General features: G+C 70.0%; 16 protein-coding genes. 9 read left to right on the top strand and 7 right to left on the bottom strand.

Going from position 1 to position 17751, the window contains the following annotated elements:
* Positions 1-9 precede the first annotated feature (9 nt).
* Positions 10-4047 carry a YhdP family protein gene (locus FOZ74_RS06625; protein ID WP_489884450.1) on the top strand — a complete coding sequence of 1346 codons (4038 nt, stop codon included), beginning with the start codon at positions 10-12 and terminating at the stop codon, positions 4045-4047.
* Complete coding sequence (locus FOZ74_RS06620; protein ID WP_146912317.1) at positions 4044-4859, top strand: carbon-nitrogen hydrolase family protein; 816 nt, start codon at positions 4044-4046, stop codon at positions 4857-4859. The genes FOZ74_RS06625 and FOZ74_RS06620 overlap by 4 nt, the downstream gene beginning before the upstream one ends.
* Before the next feature lie 8 nt (positions 4860-4867).
* Here FOZ74_RS06620 and FOZ74_RS06615 read toward each other — a convergent pair whose 3' ends face one another.
* Positions 4868-5515 (bottom strand): YiaD family glycine zipper/OmpA-like lipoprotein, encoded by a 648-nt coding sequence (locus tag FOZ74_RS06615; protein ID WP_146912316.1) that lies wholly within the window; start codon positions 5513-5515, stop codon positions 4868-4870.
* An 18-nt stretch (positions 5516-5533) separates the two neighbouring features.
* A complete protein-coding gene (locus FOZ74_RS16045; RefSeq protein WP_186764666.1) occupies positions 5534-5686 on the bottom strand; it encodes a hypothetical protein in 153 nt (50 codons plus the stop codon).
* On the opposite strand from FOZ74_RS16045, the gene mltA reads away from it, so the two are divergent.
* Genes mltA through gap form a run of 3 tightly spaced genes read left to right on the top strand, consistent with a single transcriptional unit; the run spans position 5619 to position 9952 of the window.
* Positions 5619-6842, top strand: a complete 1224-nt coding sequence (gene mltA / locus FOZ74_RS06610) for a murein transglycosylase A (RefSeq protein WP_146912315.1) — start codon at positions 5619-5621, stop codon at positions 6840-6842. The two genes, FOZ74_RS16045 and mltA, sit on opposite strands and share 68 nt — an antisense overlap.
* A 48-nt stretch (positions 6843-6890) precedes the next feature.
* Positions 6891-8924 carry a transketolase gene (gene tkt / locus FOZ74_RS06605; RefSeq protein WP_146912314.1) on the top strand — a complete coding sequence of 678 codons (2034 nt, stop codon included), beginning with the start codon at positions 6891-6893 and terminating at the stop codon, positions 8922-8924.
* 26 nt (positions 8925-8950) lie between these two features.
* Positions 8951-9952, top strand: coding sequence for a type I glyceraldehyde-3-phosphate dehydrogenase (gene gap, locus FOZ74_RS06600; protein ID WP_146912313.1), 1002 nt, complete (start codon positions 8951-8953; stop codon positions 9950-9952).
* 67 nt (positions 9953-10019) lie between these two features.
* Here gap and FOZ74_RS06595 read toward each other — a convergent pair whose 3' ends face one another.
* From FOZ74_RS06595 to purE, 4 genes are read right to left on the bottom strand one after another with little or no spacing between them, the layout of a single operon-like run.
* Complete coding sequence (locus FOZ74_RS06595; RefSeq protein ID WP_146912312.1) at positions 10020-10988, bottom strand: SGNH/GDSL hydrolase family protein; 969 nt, start codon at positions 10986-10988, stop codon at positions 10020-10022.
* A 54-nt stretch (positions 10989-11042) separates the two neighbouring features.
* Positions 11043-12041: an L-threonylcarbamoyladenylate synthase gene (locus tag FOZ74_RS06590; RefSeq protein WP_146912311.1), complete on the bottom strand. Its 999-nt coding sequence runs from the start codon at positions 12039-12041 to the stop codon at positions 11043-11045.
* A gap of 3 nt (positions 12042-12044) precedes the next feature.
* The gene (locus FOZ74_RS06585; RefSeq protein WP_146912310.1) at positions 12045-13220 is read right to left on the bottom strand and encodes a 5-(carboxyamino)imidazole ribonucleotide synthase; all 1176 of its coding nucleotides are present in this window, start codon (positions 13218-13220) and stop codon (positions 12045-12047) included.
* Positions 13217-13714, bottom strand: coding sequence for a 5-(carboxyamino)imidazole ribonucleotide mutase (gene purE / locus FOZ74_RS06580; protein WP_146912309.1), 498 nt, complete (start codon positions 13712-13714; stop codon positions 13217-13219). The genes FOZ74_RS06585 and purE overlap by 4 nt, the downstream gene beginning before the upstream one ends.
* A gap of 192 nt (positions 13715-13906) precedes the next feature.
* On the opposite strand from purE, the gene trxA reads away from it, so the two are divergent.
* Positions 13907-14815, top strand: a complete 909-nt coding sequence (gene trxA, locus FOZ74_RS06575) for a thioredoxin (protein ID WP_146912308.1) — start codon at positions 13907-13909, stop codon at positions 14813-14815.
* Entirely contained in the window at positions 14815-15657 is an 843-nt protein-coding gene (locus tag FOZ74_RS06570) for an META domain-containing protein (protein WP_146912307.1), read from the top strand. The genes trxA and FOZ74_RS06570 overlap by 1 nt, the downstream gene beginning before the upstream one ends.
* On the opposite strand, the gene FOZ74_RS06565 is transcribed toward FOZ74_RS06570, so the two are convergent.
* A complete protein-coding gene (locus tag FOZ74_RS06565; protein WP_146912306.1) occupies positions 15647-16564 on the bottom strand; it encodes a phosphoribosylaminoimidazolesuccinocarboxamide synthase in 918 nt (305 codons plus the stop codon). The two genes, FOZ74_RS06570 and FOZ74_RS06565, sit on opposite strands and share 11 nt — an antisense overlap.
* Positions 16565-16801: 237 nt before the next feature.
* On the opposite strand from FOZ74_RS06565, the gene hpf reads away from it, so the two are divergent.
* Both hpf and FOZ74_RS06555 read left to right on the top strand, forming a co-directional pair.
* On the top strand, positions 16802-17152 hold the full coding sequence (gene hpf, locus FOZ74_RS06560; RefSeq protein WP_146912305.1) for a ribosome hibernation-promoting factor, HPF/YfiA family: 351 nt from the start codon (positions 16802-16804) through the stop codon (positions 17150-17152).
* Between the two features lie 111 nt (positions 17153-17263).
* Positions 17264-17740, top strand: coding sequence for a PTS sugar transporter subunit IIA (locus tag FOZ74_RS06555; RefSeq protein WP_146912304.1), 477 nt, complete (start codon positions 17264-17266; stop codon positions 17738-17740).
* The last annotated feature ends 11 nt before the right edge of the window (positions 17741-17751 follow it).

Here is a 17751-nt window from a genome sequence, read left to right as displayed (position 1 = left end):
GATTCACTGGTGCGGGTCATAATTCCTGACACTGCAATCCGATGTCATGACCGAGGCGTGCCCACACATTCTCCCCGTTGGCTGAGATATCTGGCGAGCACGGCACGATGGGCCCTGGGAATTTTGCTGGCGTTCTGGCTGTTGCTCGCGCTGGCATGGGCGACGTTGCATTGGTGGATTGTGCCGCGTATCGATGATTGGCGTCCGCTGCTGCAGCAACAAGCCCAGAAGGCGCTGGGTTTGCCGGTCAGGGTGCAGGCGCTGCGCGCGCACAGCAACGGCGTGTTGCCCACGCTGGAGTTGCAGGGCGTGCAGCTGCTCGACGCCGGGGGCCGTCAGGCGCTGCAGCTGCCGCGCGTGCTCATTGCGCTGTCGCCGCGCTCGCTGCTGCGTCTGGGCCTGAGCCAGCTGTACGTGGAGGCGCCCGCACTGCAGCTGCGCCGCGATGCGCAGGGCCGGGTGTTCGTCGCGGGCCTGCCGCTTACCCAGGGCTCGGACGACGGCTCGGTGCTGGACTGGCTGCTGTCGCAGACCGAGGTGGTGGTGCGCGGTGGCAGGCTCGAGTGGCTGGACGAGCAACGCGCTTTGCCCGCGGTGCAGCTCAGCGACGTGGACCTCGTGCTGCGTGGCGGTGCCTGGCGCCATGTGCTGCGCCTGGACGCGACGCCGCCTGAGCACTGGGGTGCGCGGTTTTCGCTGCGCGCGCGCCTGCAGGAGCCGCTGTGGGGCCCATTGGGCAAGGCCTGGACAGGCTGGAGCGGTCAGTGGTATGCCGAGCTGCCCGAGGTGGATCTGGTGCGCCTGGCGCCCTATCTCGACCTGCAGGGCGTGCAGGTCCAGGACGGGCGTGGCGCGCTGCGCGCCTGGGCCGACGTGCAGCAGGGGCGCGTGGCCCGCGTCGTGACCGACCTGGCGTTGCGCCGTGCGCAAGTGCAATGGGCCCGCGCCCTGCAGCCTCTGGCGCTGCAGGAGCTGACGCTGCGCGCGGTGGCCGAGCCGCTGGACGACGGCTTGCAGCTCGGCGCCGAGAACCTGCGCGTGCGCACCGGCGACGGCCTCGCCTGGCAGAGCAAGGCGCTGTCCTGGCGTGTGCAGGGCCAGGGGGCGCAACGCCAGCAGCGCCTGCAGGCCGAAGTGCTCGATCTGGCGCTGCTGGCGCGCATCGCCGAGCGCCTGCCGCTGGACGCGTCGCTGCGCGAGGCGCTCGCGCAATACGGCCCCGAAGGTCGCATTCATGACTTGCATGCGCAGTGGCGGGGCGAGGACGACGCGGTTTCGGCCTACGCGGTGCGCGGCCGCGCCTCGGGCCTGGCACTGGGGCGGGACGCGGCCGGCGGTTGTGCGCCCGAGGTCTTCGGGTTGCGCGGCGCCAGCGGCAGCTTCGAGCTGACCGAAGCCGGTGGCAGCGCCGAACTGAGCATTCGCGACGGCCAGCTGCTGCTGCCCGGGGTGTTTGAAGACCCCTGCGTGCCGGTGCAGAGCCTGCAGGCCGGGGTGCGCTGGCAGATCGATGGTGACAGGATCCGCGTGGACAGCGAGAACCTGCGCTTTGCCAACGCCGATGCCGAGGGCCGCGCGCGGCTGCATTGGCGCACCGGCGAGGGCGCGCAGTCGCGCCTGCCCGGCGTGCTCGACCTGTCGGGCACGCTGGTACGCGCCGACGGTACGCGCGTGCACCGCTACCTGCCGCTGGCGGTGGACGCCGAGGCCCGCCACTACGTGCGCGACGCGATCACGGCGGGCGCCAGCAAGGAGGTGAACTTCCGGGTGCGCGGCGATCTTGCCGACCTGCCCTTCGCCAATGGCGAAGTGGGGGAATTCCACATCGCCGCACGGATCAGGAATGCCACGCTGGTGTATGTGCCGCGTGCCCTGCAGGCGCCGGGCGACAAGCCCTGGCCCGCGCTCAGCGGTCTGTCGGGCATGCTGGTGTTCGACCGCGCCAGCATGCGCGTCGATGGTGCCGCCGGCCAGGTGCTGGGCCGCCCGCGCCTGAAGGTGCTGCAGGTCAATGCGCGCATCCCCGATCTGGAGAGCCCGCAGCTGCAGGTGCAGGGTGAAGTGCAGGGGCCGCTGGCCGAGATGCTGGCCTTCGTGCGCGGCTCGCAGGTGGCCGACCTGACCGAAGGCGCGCTCGATCAGATGCAGGCGCGCGGCGAAGCCGCCTTGCAGTTGCAACTGCGCCTGCCGATTGCCGCGCTGCAGCGCAGCCGGGTCGAAGGCCGCATCGAACTGGCGGGCAATGAGCTGCGCCCGGCGCCCGGCGCGCCGCTGCTCACCCAGTTGCACGGCGCGGTGGTTTTTTCCGAGCGCGGCTTCACGCTCGAACAGGTGCGCGGCCAGGCGCTTGGCGGCGCATTGCGCCTTGCCGGCGGCCTGCAGCCGCCGCCCGACGGCGGCGCGCCGCTGCTGCAGCTGCAGGCCAGCGGCAGTGCCAGCAGCGCCGGCCTGCAGGCGGCGGCCGGGGAGGGCGGGCTGACGGCCCGGCTGGCGGCGCGCATGCAGGGCAGCACCGACTACACGCTGACGCTGGGCATGCACCATGGCCTGCCCGAGCTGCTGCTGGTCTCGGACCTGCGCGGCATGGCGCTCGATCTGCCGGCACCGCTGGGCAAGACGGCAGAGCAGACGCGGGCACTGCGCTATCAGAACAGGGTGAGTAACGCGGGCGGCGAACTGCGCGAGCACCTGCAGCTCGACGCCGGCGCGGTGCTCTCGCTCAGCTATCTGCAAAAACCAGGCGCGCCCGGCCAGGCGCCGCAGGTGCTGGCCGGCCAGGTGGTGCTGGGCGAAGGCAGGGCGGTGGCGGGTGCCAGCGGCGTGCAGGCCGTGGTCAGGCTCGACGCGCTGGACCTGGACGCCTGGGAGGCGCTGGAGGCGCCCGCTGCGGGCCCGCGGCCGCCGCGCTCGCCCTGGCAACCCGACACCCTCGACCTGCAGGTGGGCACGCTCACCGTGCGCCAGCGCCAGCTGCATGAGGTCAGCGCCCATGCGCGCGCGCGCGGCGAAAGCTGGAGCGCCGATCTCGTAGCGCGCGAGCTGCAAGGCCAGCTCGCCTACCACGCGCCCGACGCCGCGCAGCCGCAGGGCCTGGTGCGGGCGCGCCTCGCGCGCCTGTCCTGGCCCCGGGCCGAGCAGGCGCAGATGGACCGGCTGCTCGATGCCGAGGCGGGCGAGCTGCCGGCGCTCGACGTACAGGTGCAGGACTTCGAGCTGCACGGACACCATCTGGGGCAGCTCGATCTGCAGGCGGTCAACCGCAACACCGAGGACGGGCAGCGCGAATGGCGTCTGTCGCGGCTGAATCTGGAGATGCCCGAAGCCAGCTTCAGCTCCAGCGGCAACTGGGCGCTGCTGGGCCACGCCGGGCCCGACGCGCGCCGGCGTACGGTGCTCAAGTTCGAGCTCAGGGTGCGCGATTCGGGCGAGCTGCTCGCGCGCCTGGGCATGCCCGGCGTGTTGCGCCGCGGCGCGGGCGAGCTGCAGGGGCGCATAGGCTGGCTCGGCTCGCCGGTGGCGCCCGACTACCCGAGCATGACCGGCGCGATGAAGCTGGACATGCAGTCCGGCCAGTTCCTCAAGGCCGACCCGGGCCTGTCCAAGCTGCTCGGCGTGCTCAGCCTGCAGGCGCTGCCACGGCGGTTCTCGCTGGACTTTCGCGACGTCTTCAGCGCCGGTTTTTCCTTCGACTTCGTGCGTGCCGACCTGCAGATCGAAGAGGGCGTGGCGCGCACCAACAACCTGCAGATGAAAGGGGTGAACGCCGCCGTCCTGATGGAGGGCACGGCCGACATCGCGCATGAGACGCAGGACCTGCACGTCGTGGTGGTGCCCGAGCTCAACACCCTCACGGCCTCGCTCGTGGCCACGGCCATCAACCCGGTGGTGGGGCTGGGCAGTTTCCTTGCGCAGTTCGTGCTGGGCGACCGGCTGGTGAAGGCCGCCACGCGCGAATTTCAGATCGAGGGCACCTGGAGCGAGCCGCAGGTCCGTGCGCTACGCTCGGGTGCGGACGGCGCCGCAACGAACAAGGAGGAACAGCCGTGAAGGTCGCAGCCCTGCAGATGGTTTCGGGCATTGCCCCCGAAGCCAATTTCGCCCAGGCCCGCCCCTTGGTCGAGCAGGCCGTGCGCGCCGGCGCCGAGTTGCTGGTGCTGCCCGAGTACTTCGCCGCCATGGGCCTGCGCGACACCGACAAGCTGGCATTGGCCGAAGCGCCGGGCGCCGGGCCGATACAGCGCTGGCTTGCGCAGACCGCGCGCGAGTATGGCGTATGGCTGGTGGGTGGCACGCTGGCACTGCGCTGCAGCGAGCCGGCGCGGGTGCGCAACAGCTCGCTGGTGTTCGACCCGCAGGGGCGGCAGGTGGCGCGCTACGACAAGATCCACCTGTTCGTGCTCGACCGCGCGGCCGAGCAGTTCGACGAGGCGCGCACCATCGCCCGGGGCAGCGAGCCGGTGCAGTTTGTGCTCACCGCGCGCGACGCCAGCCGCTGGCGCGTGGGCCTGTCCGTCTGCTACGACCTGCGCTTTCCCGAGCTCTACCGCGCCCATGCCGCCGCCGGCTGCGATCTGCTGCTCGTGCCCAGCGCCTTCACCTGGACCACGGGCCGGGCCCACTGGGAGTTGCTGCTGCGCGCGCGGGCCATCGAAAACCAGGCCTACGTGCTGGCCGCGGCACAGGGCGGGCAGCATGAAAACGGCCGGCGCACCTGGGGCCAGAGCATGGTGGCGGACCCCTGGGGCGAGGTGCTGGCGCAGCAGGCCGAAGGGCCGGCCGTGGTCATCGCCGAGCTGGATGCCGCGCGCCTGGCGCAGGTGCGCGGCCAGCTGCCGGCGCTGCGCCACCGGGTGCTGTGATCAGGTAATCAGCCCCGCTGGCGTTCGCCGACGTAGATCTCCACGCGGCGGTTGCGCGCGCGGCCTTCGGCGCTGTCGTTGCTGGCGATGGGTTCATAGGAGCCGCGGCCGTCCACCTGCACGCGCATGGGATTGACGCCGCGGTCGGCCAGGAAGTTGCGCGTGCTGGTGGCGCGCTGCAGCGACAGCGGGTCGTTGATCGCGTCCGAGCCGGTGGAGTCGGTGTGGCCGATGATCAGCACCTCGGTGCCGGGGTTGGCCCGCAGGCTGCGCGCGAGGCGTTCCAGGACCGGGCGGAAGTTGGGCTGGATGTCGGAGCGGCCGGTGGCAAACGAGATGTCGCTCGGAATGTCCAGCTTCAGGCGGTTGTCCGCCGTCTGCGTCACTGCCACGCCCGTGCCCTGGGTGGCCATCTGCATGTCGCGTTTTTGCTCTTCCATGTGCTGCGACCAGATGTAGCCGCCCAGTGCGCCCACGCCCGCGCCTATGACCGCTCCCGTACCCACCGAGCCGCCGGTGACCGCGCCCAGCGCGGCTCCGCCCAGCGCCCCGATGCCGGCGCCGGTGGCGGTGTGGCGCTGGGTGTCGGTCATGTTGGCGCAGCCGGCGAGCATGGCCGCCGCCGCGACGGCGCAAAGAATGGGTTGATGTCGCATGATCAGCTTCCTTTCCTGTTACGTGTCCTCTTCTGGTGGCGATGGGGCGTCGGGGCTGCCGTCGTCCCTGGTGCGCAGCTCGCCGCGCTTGCGCCCGGAAAACATGGTCCACCAGATCAGACCCAGGAACAGCGCCAGTGCCAGCATGGCTTCAAGGAAAATCAGCAGCATGTTGCCCAGCTTAATGCGTCAAGTCATCGTCGCCTTCATTGTAGGAGTCCTGGCCGCTTGTGCCAGCCGCGCGCCCGCGCCGGCTCCCGGCGCGCCCGCGGCGCAGGAGCCCGCACCGGTGCGGCTCGGCCCCCTGGGTGGGCCGCTGGCCGTGCCCGGCACCCTGAGCCAGTACCGCAGCCATTGGGTGCCGGTGGCCTGGGAGGAGCTGCCCGGCTGGCAGGACGATGCGCTGCACGAGGCCTGGGAAGCCTGGCTGCGCAACTGCGAGCGCCCGGCGCCGGCGTTTGCGCCGCTGTGTCCCGAAGCCCGTCGCCTGTCGATCGCCAGCGAGGAAGAGCAGCGCGCCTGGATGCAGGAGCGCCTGCGCCCCTACCGCATCGAGTCGGCCGACGGCAACGCCAACGGCCTGCTCACGAGCTACTTCGAACCCGAGCTGCAGGCCGCACGCGTGCGTGGGGACGGCTACGAGGTGCCGCTGTACGCGCCGCCGCCGGGCCTGCCGGCCAGGCAGCCCTGGTACACCCGCGAACAGATCGAGACCCGTCCCGAGGTGCAGGCCCAGCTGGCCGCCCGCGTGATTGCCTGGGTGCGCGACCCCATCGAGGCGCTGGTGCTGCACATCCAGGGCACGGGGCGCCTGCGCGTGCAGGAGGCCGACGGCAGCACGCGGCTGGTGCGCGTGGCCTTTGCCGGCACCAACAACCAGCCCTACCAGAGCGTGGGCAAATGGCTGCTGGAGCGCGGCCTGGTGCGCGACGCCACCTGGCCGGGCATCAGCGCCTGGGCACAGGCCAACCCGGATCGCGTGCAGGAGATGCTCTGGGCCAACCCGCGCTACGTCTTCTTTCGCGAGGAACCGCTCGATGCGCTCGCGGCCGACGCCGGCCCGCGCGGCGCGCAGGGCGTGCCGCTCACGCCGGGGCGCTCGATCGCGGTCGATCGCAGCAGCATCCCCTACGGCACGCCGGTATGGCTGGCGAGCGACGGGCCGAGCGCCCACCTGGCGCGCCTGGTGATGGCGCAGGACACCGGCAGCGCCATCGTCGGTGCGGTGCGGGCCGACTACTTCGCCGGCTCGGGCGAGGCCGCGGGCGAGCTGGCGGGCCGGCTCAAGCAGAACCTTCGCCTGTGGGCGCTTTGGCCGCGCCAGTAAAATGCCGGGTTTACCTCAATTGCGCGCAGTCTTGCGCTTGTTTTCTCCATGGCCAATGCCCAGCTGATGGCGAACGCGATACGCGCGCTCGCGATGGATGCCGTTCAACTCGCCAACTCGGGCCACCCCGGCGCGCCCATGGGCATGGCGGACATGGCGGTGGCATTGTGGGGCCGGCACCTGCGCCACAACCCGGCCGACCCGCACTGGGCCAACCGCGACCGCTTCGTGCTCTCCAACGGGCACGGCTCCATGCTGCTGTATGCGCTCTTGCACCTGACGGGCTACGAGCTGCCGATCGAGGAGCTCAAGAATTTCCGGCAGTTGCACAGCAAGACCGCCGGCCATCCCGAAGTGGGCGTGACGCCGGGTGTGGAAACCACCACCGGGCCGCTGGGCCAGGGCCTGGCCAACGCGGTCGGCATGGCGCTGGCGGAAAAGCTGCTGGCCGCCGAATTCAACCGTGAAGGCCATGCCGTCGTCGACCACCACACCTATGTATTCCTGGGCGACGGCTGCCTCATGGAGGGCATCAGTCACGAGGCCTGCGCGCTCGCCGGCGCGTGGAAGCTCAACAAGCTGATCGCGCTGTACGACGACAACGGCATCAGCATCGACGGCCAGGTCAGCCCCTGGTACGTGGACGACGTGGCCCAGCGCTTCAATGCCTACCAGTGGAACGTGATCGGCCCGGTCGACGGGCACAACCCCGAGGTGGTCTCGGCCGCCATCGCCCAGGCGCGCGAGGAAACCGACCGGCCCACGCTCGTCATCTGCAAGACGCACATCGGCAAGGGCAGTCCCAACCGTGCCAATACCGCCAAGGCGCACGGCGAGCCGCTGGGCAGCGACGAGATCGCGCTCACGCGCGCGGCGCTGGGCTGGAAGTACGCGCCGTTTGAAATCCCCAGGCGCGTCTACGCCGACTGGGACGCCCGGCGCGCCGGCGCCAGGGCCCAGGCTGCCTGGAACAAGCGCTTTGCCGCCTATGTCAGGGCCTGGCCGGAACTGGCGGCCGAATTCACCCGCCGCATGGCGGGCGAACTGCCCAAAAGCTTTGCCCAGACCGCCGTCGACGCGGTGGTCGAGGCGCACGCCAAGGCCGAGACCGTGGCCAGCCGCAAGGCCAGCCAGATCACGCTGGAGGCCTTCACCGCGAAGATCCCCGAGCTGCTGGGCGGCAGCGCCGACCTCACCGGCTCCAACCTCACGCATACCGCCAGCACGCCGCAGCTGCGCTTTGACAAGGCGGGCGCGGTGGTGCGCGACGCCGAGGGCCGCGGCGGGCGCCACATCAACTACGGCGTGCGCGAGTTCGGCATGGCCGCCATCATGAACGGCATTGCGCTGCATGGGGGCTTCATCCCCTATGGCGGCACCTTCCTCACGTTCAGCGACTACAGCCGCAATGCGCTGCGCATGGCGGCGCTGATGCGCCAGCGCGTGGTGCACGTCTTCACCCACGATTCCATCGGCCTGGGCGAGGACGGCCCGACCCACCAGGCGGTCGAGCATGCGGCCAGCTTGCGCCTGATTCCCGGGCTGGACGTCTGGCGCCCGGCCGACACGGCCGAGACGGCGGTGGCCTGGAGCGTGGCGCTGACCAATGCCGGCCGCCCCACGGCGCTTTTGCTCAGCCGCCAGAACCTGCCCTATCTGCCCAAGAAGGCGGTGGGCGACATCTCGCGCGGCGCCTACGTCCTGGCCGAGCCGCAGGATCTGGGCCTGAAGAAGCCCGCGCAGGCGGTGATCATCGCCACCGGCTCCGAGGTGTCCCTGGCGCTGGCGGCGCAAAAGCTGTTGGCGGAAAAAAAGATAGCTGTTCGCGTCGTATCCATGCCGAGTACCACGACTTTTGATCGTGAAAGCCTCAAGTACAAGAAGCTGGTGCTGCCCGAAGGGCTGCCGCGCATCGCGGTAGAGATGGGCGTGAGCGAGGGTTGGTGGAAGTACGGCTGCGCGGCGGTGGTCGGCATTGACCGCTTCGGCGAATCGGCCCCGGCCAAGGTGCTGTTGCCGCACTTCGGCTTCACCGCCGAGAACGTCGCCGCGACGGTGCAGGCGGCGCTCAGGCGCAAATAGTTTTCAATGGCTCCAGGAGAAATGCAATGACGATCAAGATAGGCATCAACGGGTTTGGCCGCATCGGCCGCAACGTGCTGCGCGCGGCGGTGCAGAACTTCCCGGACATCGAGGTGGTGGGCATCAACGACCTGCTCGAGCCCGAGTACCTGGCCTACATGCTCAAGCACGACAGCGTGCACGGGCGCTTCGATGGCGAGGTTTCGGTCGAGGGCAACACCCTGAGCGTCAACGGCAAGAAGATCCGCCTCAGCGCCGAGAAGGACCCGGCCAGGCTCAACTGGGGCGAGGTGGGCGCCGAGATCGTGATCGAATCCACCGGCCTGTTCCTGACGGCGGAACTGGCGCAAAAGCACATCGACGCCGGCGCGAAGAAGGTGCTGATGTCCGCTCCCTCCAAGGACGACACGCCGATGTTCGTCTTCGGCGTGAACGACAAGAGCTATGCCGGCCAGGCGATCGCCTCCAACGCCTCGTGCACCACCAATTGCCTGGCGCCCGTGGCCAAGGTGCTGAATGAAAAATGGGGCATCAAGCGCGGCCTGATGACCACGGTGCATGCCGCCACCGCCACGCAGAAGACCGTGGACGGCCCTTCCAACAAGGACTGGCGCGGCGGGCGCGGCATTCTGGAGAACATCATCCCCAGCAGCACCGGCGCGGCCAAGGCGGTGGGCAAGGTGATTCCCGAGCTCAACAAGAAGCTCACCGGCATGAGCTTTCGCGTGCCCACTTCCAACGTCTCGGTGGTGGACCTGACCGTGGAGCTGGACAAGAGCGCAAGCTACGACGAGATCAAGGCCGAGATGAAGGCGCAGTCGCAGGGCGCGCTCAAGGGCATCCTGGGCTATACCGAGGACAAGGTGGTGGCCACCGACTTCCGTGGCGATGCGCGCACCTCCATCTTCGACGCCGACGCCGGCATCGCGCTGGACGACAACTTCGTCAAGCTCGTGGCCTGGTACGACAACGAATGGGGTTACTCCAACAAGTGCCTGGAGATGGTGCGCGTGATGCACGCCCGCTGAAGCCCTTGCAGCCCAAAAAAACGCACCCCCGGGTGCGTTTTTTCATGGCCGGGCAGCGCGGGGGCGCTCACCAGGTTTCGCGCAGCACGTCGTTGTAGGCGTGCTCGCCCAGCTGGCGCTGGGACGCGGGCGAGACATAGACCTGGTCGGCAAACTCGTAGGTGTTCACGTCCGCGCCGGGCACCACGGTGGCGCTGGTGCACAGTGCCGAATTGACCTGGTTGGCACCCGTGCCTATGCCGGCGCCGGGGTCCACCGAGGTGCACACCGGGCTGGTGCTGTTGGCAAAGCCGATGTAGTTCCAGGGGCGGTGGTAGGTGTCGTCGATCGGGTTCACGTAGCCGGCCATCTCGATGTAGCGCACGCGCTCGCCCAGCGGCTCGATCTTGAGCAGCAATTGCTTGTTGAACTCATCGCTTGCGCTGGTGAGCAGCGCCTCCTGGTTCAGCGTCCTGGCCCAGGGCGTGCGCCCCAGGCGGTACACGCCGGCCACCACCACGTGCATGCCGGCGTCGTACAGGCGCTGCACCTGTGTGGCCAGGTCGGCGCCGGCCTGGCCTGCCTGGGCCAGGTACTGCGCCTGGCTCTGGCTGCCGTCGAGCACCGCGCGCATGCCGACGATGAGGTCGGCCGTGCCGGCGCTGAGCATCACCATGTCGTCCGGCTGCACGCTTTGCGTGGCAAAGAACTGGTCCACCTGCTCGGCCACGGTGGCGGTCGCCGGGTTGCCTGCCGCATCGGGCTTGGCGCTGATGCGCGCATTGCCCCGGGCATAGCTCAATCCGCCCGCAGCGCTCGAGGCGAGCGGCCGGTTGTAGCGCTGGGCCACCTGCAGCGTCCAGTTGTTCACGCTGCCGTCGTTGACCGTGTAGCGGCCGTTGCCCCCCGCGTCGCCCAGATAGGCCATGCTGTCGCCGAAGGCGATGAGGCGCTGGGGTTGAAAGGCTTTCTCCACGCTGGAGCCGCAGGCGGCGAGCCAGGCGGTCGATGCGCAGGCCACGACGAGCAGGGTGCGGCGCAACCAGAATGCTGGCATGGGGTGATTCTCCGAAGGTTTGGTGGTCGAGTGTAAGGGATGGCTCGCCCGCCTTCAGCCCGCGGCGGCGGCGCGCTGCAGGCGGTCGCGCACGCCGTCCCAGGCGGGAGCGGGCGGCGGCGTCTCGACCCAGATCAGCCGCGCGCCGGCCTCGTCGAAGGCGCGCAACTGGGCAAACAGCGCGTGGGCGGCGGCGCCGGCTTCGTCGGGCATGGGTTGCAGCAGCACCCCGGGCGAGGCCGCACGCAGCGGCGTGCGCGCCCAGACCGCAATGCGCGCGTCTTCGCTTCCCAGCAGGTCCAGCGCCGCCTGCAATTGGCGGGCGTCCATCAGCCGCACCGGTGCCTTGGGTGCATAGTGCATCAAAAGCGTGCCTGAGGCCCGCGGCTGCTGCGCAGGAAGCTCCTCTTTCGAGAGTATTCTTTGGCCGCAGGCGCGCGCCAGCGCCGCCACCTCCAGCACCCCGGGGCGCAGCAGTACCGGCGCGCCGCGCGTGCAGTCGACGATGGTGGATTCGATGCCCACCGCGCAGGCACCGCCGTCGAGCACCAGCAGCGCGTCGCCGAATTCCTGGCGCACGTGTTCGGCCGTGGTCGGGCTTACGCGCCCGAAGCGGTTGGCGCTGGGCGCGGCCAGGCCGTGGATGGGCGGCTGGTGCGCGGCGCAGGCGGCCAGCAGCTGCTGCGCCACCGGGTGCGCGGGGCAGCGCAGGCCCACGCTGTCCTGGCCGCCGGTGGCGGCGCCTGCTATGTCCGCGCGGCGTGGCAGGATGAGGGTCAGCGGCCCGGGCCAGAACGCGTCCATGAGCTTGTCGGCAAAGTCGGGCACGCTGGCGGCGTAGCGGCTGGCGGCGGTGCGGCCCGTGACATGCACGATCAGCGGGTGGTTGCTGGGCCGGCCCTTGGTGCTGAAGATGCTTGCCACGGCCGCGGCGTTGTCGGCGTCGGCTGCCAGGCCATAGACGGTTTCGGTCGGCAGCCCCAGCAGCTCGCCGCGCGCCAGCGCCTGCACCGCGGTGGCGATGGATTCGGGCAGCGCGCCGTCCAGCACCATGGCTCAGAAGGGCGCGATGCCCAGCACCTCGGCGGCGCGCAGCGCGGTGGCTCGCACCGTGTCGATGTGCGCGCCGGTCACCGTCAGGTGGCCCATCTTGCGCCCGGCGCGCGCCTCGGCCTTGCCGTACAGGTGCAGGTGGCAGCCGGGCAGGGTCAGCACCTGTGCCCATGGCGGCGTGCGCGGCGCGCCGCCGCCCTGCAGCCAGAGATCGCCCAGCAGGTTGAGCATGATGGCCGGGCTGTGCTGGCGCGGCGTGGCAAGTGGCAGCCCCGCCATGGTGCGCACCTGCAGCGCGAACTGCGAGCTGTCGCAGCCGTCGATGCTCCAGTGCCCGCTGTTGTGCGGGCGCGGCGCGATCTCGTTGACCACCAGCGAGCCATCCTGCAGCACGAAGAATTCCACGCAGAGCACGCCCACGTAGTTCAGGCCTTCAGCTATGGATTTGGTAGCTGCAAGCGCTTGACCAGCAAGCGTTTGAGGCATATTTCCTTTGTGAACTTCGGTCACGGCCAGGATGCCGCCGCGGTGCAGGTTGCGCTGTACCGGCAGGCTCACGCAGCTGCCGTCCCTGCCGCGCGCCAGCACCACGGAGCATTCAAAGTCCAGCGGCAGGCGCTTTTCCAGCACGCAGGGGGCTTGTTTCAACTGTTGCCAGGCAGCGGCCAGCTCCCGCGGCGTGCCGACCTGCAGCTGCCCCTTGCCGTCGTAGCCCAGAGTGGAGGTTTTCAGGATGCCCGGCAGCAGCTGCGCGTCCACGGCTGCCAGTTGCTCGGCGGTTTCAATCACCGCGTGCGGCGCGACCGGCACGCCACAGCGCACGAAGTGCGCCTTCTCGCGCGCACGGTGCTGGGCCACGGCCACGCTGGCGGCGGCAGGGGCCACGGGCAAGCGGCTGGCCAGTTGTTCCAGCGCCGCCGCCGGCACGTTCTCGAATTCGGTGGTCACTGCGGCGCACAGCCGCGCGAGCTCGGCCAGGCCCCGCGGGTCTTCGTAGCCGCTGTGGATGTGGTGGTGGCTCACGCGTCCGGCGGGGCTGTGCGCGTCCGGATCGAGCACGGCGGTGAAATAGCCCATGCTCTGCGCGGCATGCACGAACATGCGCCCGAGCTGTCCGCCGCCGAGCACGCCCAGCGTCGCGCCGGGCAGGATGGGGTGGCTGCGCGCGGGCGTGCTCATGCCTGTGCGGGGGGCAGCGTCATGGCGCGCGCCGCCTCCGTCTGCTGCGTGCGAAAGGCCTGCAGCTGCGCGCGCAGCGGCGGCGCTTCATTGGCCAGCAGCGCCACGGCGAACAAGGCGGCGTTGGCCGCGCCCGCTGCTCCGATCGCGAAGGTCGCCACGGGCACGCCCCTGGGCATCTGCACGATGGAGTAGAGCGAATCCACGCCCTGCAGCTGGCGGCTGGCCACCGGCACGCCCAGCACCGGCACGCAGGTCTTGGCCGCCAGCATGCCCGGCAGGTGGGCCGCGCCGCCCGCGCCGGCGATGATGGCCTTCAGGCCGCGGCCTTCGGCCGCTGCGGCGTAGGCAAACATCTCGTCGGGCATGCGGTGGGCCGAGACCACGCGCGCTTCATGGGCGATGCCGAACTGCTGGAGGATGGCGACGGCGTGCTGCATGGTCTCCCAGTCGCTGGAAGAGCCCATGACCACACCGATCTGGATGGGGTTCATGTCCGTGGAGAGCGGCGCGCACGACGGGCCGCAGGGCGAAAACAGCGGATTTTAGGGCGCGGGCGGACAAGCGGGCGCGCGCCCGCCGGTCGTGACGGCGGGCGGCCGGTGATCGCGCCTGCGGGATACAGGACAATTCAGGCAGTTTGCGCGGCAGAAGGTTTGCCGCCACCGATTTGCAGGAGCCTACTCATGATCGACGTGACCGTGGCGAACTTCGAGGCCGAAGTCATCACCGCATCCCAGCAGCAGCCCGTGCTGGTGGATTTCTGGGCCCCCTGGTGCGGCCCGTGCAAGACCCTGGGCCCGATCCTGGAGAAGCTGGAGACCGAGTACGCCGGGCGCTTCAAGCTCGCCAAGATCGACTCCGACCAGGAGCAGCAGCTCGCCGCCATGTTCGGCGTGCGCAGCATCCCCACCGTGGTGCTGATGGTGGACGGCCAGCCCGTCGACGGTTTCATGGGCGCCCTGCCCGAAACCCAGGTGCGCGCCTTTCTGGACAAGCACCTGCCCAGCGCCGAGGAGCAGCAGGCCCAGGGCGAACATGAAGAGGCGCAGCAGGCGCTGGAGGGCGGCGACGCCGCCGGTGCGCTGGACAAGCTGCAGGAGGCGGTGCAGGCCGACCCGGACAACGACGAGGCGCGCTTTGACCTCGTGCGGCTGCTGCTGCAGCGCGGCCAGGTCGACGCGGCCCGCGCGGCCTTCGCGCCGGTGGACGCCAAGGCCGAGGGGGTGCAGCGCCTGGCGGCGCTGAAATTCTGGCTGTCTGCTATGGATTTCGTTGCTGAACACGCTGACGGGCCGGGGGCCATAGATCAATTCGACCAGAAGATTGCAGCAAACAAGCGCGACTTCGCCGCGCGTTTTTCCCGCGCCCGCTTCCTCGCCGCCGGGCAGCGCTTTACCGAGGCCATGGACGAGCTGCTCGAGATATTGATGCGCGACAAGGGCTGGGAAGAGGGCGCGGCGCGCAAGGCCTACGTGGCCGTGCTTGACCTGATCGAGCCGCCGCGCGCCAAGGTGGCCGACGGCCAGATTCCGCCCCAGGACCCGGTGGTGGCCAGCTACCGCAGGCGCCTGTCCAGCGTCGTGCTGAGCTGATGGCGCGGCGCCGCGCGGGCGCACCGGCGCTGCTCGCGGCGCTGCTGCTCGCCGCCTGCGCCAGCGCGCCGCCGCCCGATGCGCAGCTCAGCGGTCTGGCGCTGACACGCGCCCCCCTGCTGCTGCCGCCCGATACGGTGTTCGAAGCGGTCCTGCTCGCCTGGCCGCGCGAGGGCGCGCCGCCCGTGGCGCTGGCGCGCCAGCGCATCGAGGACGCCGGTTCGCCCCCCTATGCCTTGCGCCTGCCCTACCACCAGGGCGACATCCGCACGGGCGGCCGCTACACCGTGCAGGCGACGGCCCTGCGCGACGGCCGGCTGCTGCTCGAAACCCGACCCGAGGTGGTGGTGCTGCTCGACCCCGGCCTGCGCCATGTGGACCTGCGCCTGAGCCCCGTGCCCGCGCTGCCCGCGAACGCCCAGGCCGAGGTCGCGCTGACGCAGACCTGGTGGGAGCTGAGCGCGATTGCCGACATGCCCGCGGGGGCTGATGTCCCATCCACCGGCACCGAAGACGCCGACCCGGCTGAGGCGCCGCACCTGCTGCTGGACGGAGCGAGCGGGCGCCTGAGCGGCTCGGGCGGCTGCAACCGCCTGGCGGGCAGCTACAGGCTGCAGGGCGCATCGCTGCGCTTCGAGGGTTTGAGTTCCTCGCTGCGCCTGTGCCTGGGCTCAGGCCTGCGCGAGGCGCTGTTCTTCGAGCGCCTGCCGCGCGTGGCTTCATACTGGCAGCGCGGGCGCACGCTGGAGCTGCGCGCGGGCGACGGCACGCCGCTGCTGCGCTTTGCGGCGCGCCAGGACGGCATGGCGCCGCTGCCGCAGACGCCGCGGCTCAGCCAGTGAGCCGCTCGTAGGCCTCGCGGTATTTGGCGGCGGTTTTGGCGATCACCTCGGCCGGCAGCTGCGGCGCCGGTGCCGTCTTGTTCCAGGGCTGGCCGTCCACCCTGGCCTGCTCCAGCCAGTCGCGCACGAACTGCTTGTCGAAACTCGGCGGGTTCCTGCCGCTGGCCAGCGCCGCCTCGTGCTCCTGCACCGGCCAGTAGCGCGAGCTGTCGGGCGTGAGCACCTCGTCCATCAGCACCAGCGCGCCATCGCGGTCGAGACCGAACTCGAACTTGGTGTCGGCAATGATCAGCCCCCTGGTCAGGGCGTAGGCGGCCGCCTCTTCATACAGGCGGATGCTGGTGTCGCGGATCCTGGCCGCCAGCTCGCTGCCCACCATCTGCACCGTCTGCTCGAAAGTGATGTTCTCGTCGTGGCCCGAGGCCGCCTTGGCCGCCGGCGTGTAGATCGGTCGCGGCAGGCGCGAGGCATTGCGCAGCCCCTCGGGCAGCGGCACGCCGCAGACCTTGCGCCCTGCCTGGTACTCCTTCCAGCCGCTGCCGGCAAGATAGCCGCGCACCACGGCCTCGATGGCAATCGGGCGCAGGCGCTGCACCAGCATCGCGCGCCCTTGCACCTGGGGCAGCTCGTCGGGCGCGACCACGCTCTCGGGCGCCTCGCCGGTCAGGTGGTTGGGGACGATGTGGCCGAGCCGGTCGAACCAGAACAGCGCCATCTGGGTGAGCAGCTGCCCCTTGCCCGGAATCGGCTCGCCCAGGATCACGTCGAAGGCCGAAAGCCGGTCGCTCGCCACCATCAGCAGGCGGTCTTCGCCCACTGCGTAGTTGTCGCGCACCTTGCCGCGCGCGAGCAACGGCAGGGAATGCAGGGACGAGGTGTGCAGGGCGGGGGCAGCGGCGGCGGTCATGGGGGAGAAGAAAAAAGCCGCCGGCATGCGCGGATGCGGCGCGGCGGCGTTGCAGGCAATCCCGCCATTGTGCAGCGTTTTTCGCCGCCGCAGGGCCATGCCCACGTGCACCGCTCGGGCGTCCTTGCCCTGGGCGCGCGCCGGTGCATAGTGGCAGTTCCACGCAGAACGGATTCGTCAGCCGCTGCGGTTTGCACTGCAGTGGCGTTTTTCAGCTGTGCATCACAGGAGAGTTCCATGAATTTGACGATCAGTGGCCATCATCTCGAAGTGACGCCCGCCTTGCGCGGCTACGTTACCTCCAAGCTGGACCGGCTCACTCGGCATTTCGATCAGGTGGTCGACATCAAGGTCTTGCTGACCGTGGAAAAGCAGAAGGAAAAGGAAAAACGCCAGCGCGCCGAATGCAACGTGCGCGTGAAGGGCACGGACCTGTTCGCCCAGGCCAGCCACTTCGACCTGTACGCGGCCATCGACGCGCTCATGGACAAGCTCGACCGCCAGGTGGTGCGCCACAAGACGCGCACCCAGGACCACCAGGCCGAGCTGCGCCGCAGCACGCTGCAGGCCGCGGGCGCCGTAGGCTGAGCAATCCCCCGCGCCCACCGGAACCACCCGGCAACGGGTGGTTTTTTTTGTGTCTGGATGTCTCGCGTCTCAGGGTTTACTCTGATTGTGCATAATTGCCCCCCATTCGCCATGAACCGACTCGCTTCCATATTGCCTCCCGCGCAGGTGCTCGTGGGCGTTGACGTGACCAGCAAAAAGCGCGCCTTTGAGGAGGCGGGCCTGCTGTTCGAGAGCCAGCATGGGCTCTCGCGCGCGCTCATCACCGACAGCCTGTTTGCACGCGAGCGCCTGGGCTCCACCGGCTTGGGGCACGGCGTGGCGATTCCGCACGGGCGCATCAAGGGCCTGAAGGCGCCCATGGCGGCGGTGTTCCAGCTGCGCCAGCCCATAGGGTTCGATGCCCCCGACGAGCTGCCCGTCACTCTGCTGATCTTCCTGCTGGTGCCCGAGGCGGCGACGCAAAAGCACCTGGAAATCCTGTCCGAGATTGCCGAGCTGCTGGGCGACACGCCAACGCGCGAGCGCATCAAGGCCTGCCAGGACGCCGCCGAGCTGCACGGCCTGATCGCCGGCTGGCAGAGCACCCAGGCGGCCCACAGCGCCTGAACCCCAACACA

It is taken from the genome of Comamonas flocculans (assembly GCF_007954405.1).
Lineage (GTDB): Bacteria > Pseudomonadota > Gammaproteobacteria > Burkholderiales > Burkholderiaceae_C > Comamonas_C > Comamonas_C flocculans.
Note: the sequence above shows the minus strand (reverse complement) of the source record. Positions and strands in the feature narration are given on the sequence as shown.